We start from the raw sequence: 2,661 nt of genomic DNA, 5'->3' as shown, positions 1-2,661 counted from the left end.
ACCGCCACCGAGCCGACGCCGCCCGACGCCCCGGTGACGATCGCAGGCCCGTGTGCCGGCGTCAGCCCGTGGGCGTCGAGGGCCATCCGGGACAGCATCGCGGTATAGCCCGCGGTACCGATCGCCATGGCCTGTTCGGGGCTGAGGCCCTCGGGCAGCGGCACCAGCCAGTCGCCCTTGACCCGGGCGCGCTGCGCGTAGGCGCCGAGATGCGTCTCGCCGACGCCCCAGCCGGTGAGGACGACGGCGTCGCCCGGCTTGTACTCCGGGTGATCCGAGGTCTCGACCACCCCGGAGAAATCGATCCCGGGGATCATCGGGAAGCGGCGCACCACCGGCGACGTCCCGGTCAGGGCGAGCCCGTCCTTGTAGTTCAGGGTCGAGTGGGTCACCCGGACGGTGACGTCGCCGTCCATCAGGTCGGCGTCGTCGAAATCCCGGAAGGCGAGGCTCTGCCCGGTCTCGCCCTTGTCGATCACCCAGGCCTTGAACGTACCCATCGTCACCTCCCGTTCGTCCGCGGAAGAGGTGTCGCCGGGATGCCCGGAATCAAGGCGGCCCCGTCAGACGCCGAGGCCGCGTCCCGGGGGCGCGACCCGGGACGCGGGCGTCGATCGACCGATCAGTAGCCGTCGTAGCGGCTGCCCGTGGAGAAGCCGAGGCCGACACCGATATCGGCGGAGCTCGCACCGGTGATGCCCACGGCGTCCGGGATCGAGCCGACCAGGGGACCGCCATAGGCGGCAGAGCGGTAGCCGCCCGCATAACCGCCGTACCCGCCGCCGGCCGGCACCCAGCCGGAGCGGGCCGGCGCCACCAGGACGCGCCGGCTGACGGTGGCGTATTCCGGCGGGATGGTCTCCGGGATCGACTGCGCGGGCCGTACCAGGACGGTCCGGCTGCGCACGGCGAAGCGCGGCGGCGTATCGATCCAGCAGCCGATCAGCTCGCCGCCGGGACCGCGGCTCGTTTGCCAGACGCGCCCGCCGGGGGCGACCATCACGCGCTCGGACACGGTATCGTAGACCGGCGGCGTGGTCCGGTAGACCGTCCGCGGCGGTCGCACCAGCACGTTCTCCTGCACGGTGTCGAAGACCGGCGGGGTCGTGACGTGGCGGTAGCATGCGGAGCCGTAGCAGCCGCCGGCCTGCGCGGGGGCTGCGAGCAGCAGGCCGCCGAAGGCGGCGGCGAGAAGGGTGGAGCGTGCGACCGGCGCGGTCATGGAAGTCCTCTGGTACGCGGTACGGGCGAGACGCTGCGCAAGGGCAGCGCTGGTCTCGACGCACTACAGGCCAGAGTCGTTGCCCGACTCGCAAGCAGAGTTCGGAATGAAGGTAAAATTAACCCTCGGTTTGGACTGCTTAGCGATCCACTACCTAGGTAAGATTCTATCGAAGACCGGTGGCCATCCTTAACGCTGTTCACGAATGCACCGCTTCAGGGACCGATAGGGGCGCGCCCGATTTCGATCGGTGCTCCTCCAACCCGACTCCCCTCCTCCTTCGAGGCCTCCGCTTCGCTCCGTCGCCTCAGGTTGAGGGCTACCGGATTCACAGATCGGGCTCGGCAACACGATCGCAGGGATCAGGCGCGCGCCCTATCACAGCCGATGTGTGAACGTCGTAGGGGTGAGGAAGGGGGTGAGCGATGTGTTGATGATTCCGCTCTTGCGGATCACCGTCACGAGGAACCCGAGCGGTGAGTGGTCCGTGACCATCACGCCCGGGCTCGCGTAACACGGAGCTGGCTGGCTACCCAACAAGAGGGCCCGCGGGTGGCACCCAGCGAGCCCTCACCAATGTCATGTGGGCTGGCACCCACGCATGCAAACCCCGTGCGCGTGGATGAGAAGCCCCCACAAATGTGGGCCGCTCAGGTCTGCCCAGGCTTGAGCTGGTAAAAAATGTGCCGCCCGATGACGTCCATCTTGCGCAGGCGCCGGGCCCAGCCCGGCCGCACGTAGTCGGCATGGTAGTGGGTCGCCGCCCCGACCTCGGCCAGGTAGGTCCGGCCCTCGATCACCGAGCGGGCGATCCGGGTGGCGGATTCCCACGCGCCGGCATCGGTGATGCGCAGGGACTTGCCCTCGCACGCGAAGGAGAACTGGCAGCCCATGTAATGGTGCCGGTTCTGGTAGACGACGCCACAGACGCTGCTCGGATAGAGGCCGCTCTTCACCCGGTTGAGCACCACCTGGGCCACCGCGGCGCGACCCGCCTCGGATTCGCTGCGGGCCTCGAAATAGACCGCCTCCGACAGGCAGCGCTGCTCCTTGTCGAGGGATTCCGGGTCGATCAGGTCGGCGTAGCGCCGGCTGGCATCCTCCGGGACCGACTGAAGGATCCCGGGCCGCTCGGGGCGGATCGCGAAATCGGGCAGCGCCAGGCTGGCGGCCGCCACCTCGATCGGGATCGCGTCCGCGGGCGCAGGCGTGGTCGACGACAGGGCGACTGCCCGGGGCACCGGCGGGGTCGAGCCGTCGTAGCGGCGCTCGGTTTCGCCATCCCCGGTGAGGTCGGCGCTGCCCTCGCCCGTGGAAGCGGCGCTGCCGGACCCCGTGGTCAGCCCGAGATCGGGCACGGGCACGAAGCCGCCCTCCGGCTCGGCCTCCGGATCCCAGACCGCCGAGCCCGCGCTCAGCACGCCGCTGACGCTGCCGGT

The 2,661-nt window shown here is 69.9% G+C and carries 3 protein-coding genes; all 3 read right to left on the bottom strand.

Going from position 1 to position 2,661, the window contains the following annotated elements; translation table 11 throughout:
• Window positions 1–500 (bottom strand): alcohol dehydrogenase catalytic domain-containing protein (locus FV228_RS26280; RefSeq protein WP_147857219.1); only part of this gene is annotated, 500 nt, incomplete at its 3' end.
• A 122-nt stretch (window positions 501–622) separates the two neighbouring features.
• Window positions 623–1,222 carry a hypothetical protein gene (locus FV228_RS26275; protein ID WP_147857218.1) on the bottom strand — a complete coding sequence of 200 codons (600 nt, stop codon included), beginning with the start codon at window positions 1,220–1,222 and terminating at the stop codon, window positions 623–625.
• Between the two features lie 650 nt (window positions 1,223–1,872).
• On the bottom strand, window positions 1,873–2,661 hold a 789-nt coding region (locus FV228_RS26270; RefSeq protein WP_187277919.1), incomplete at its 5' end, for a cell wall hydrolase.

Origin of the sequence: Methylobacterium sp. WL18, assembly GCF_008040015.1 — a bacterium.
Taxonomy (GTDB): Bacteria; Pseudomonadota; Alphaproteobacteria; order Rhizobiales; family Beijerinckiaceae; genus Methylobacterium; species Methylobacterium mesophilicum.
The sequence above is the reverse complement of the archived record's forward strand: the minus strand, read 5'-3'. Positions and strand labels throughout refer to the sequence as shown.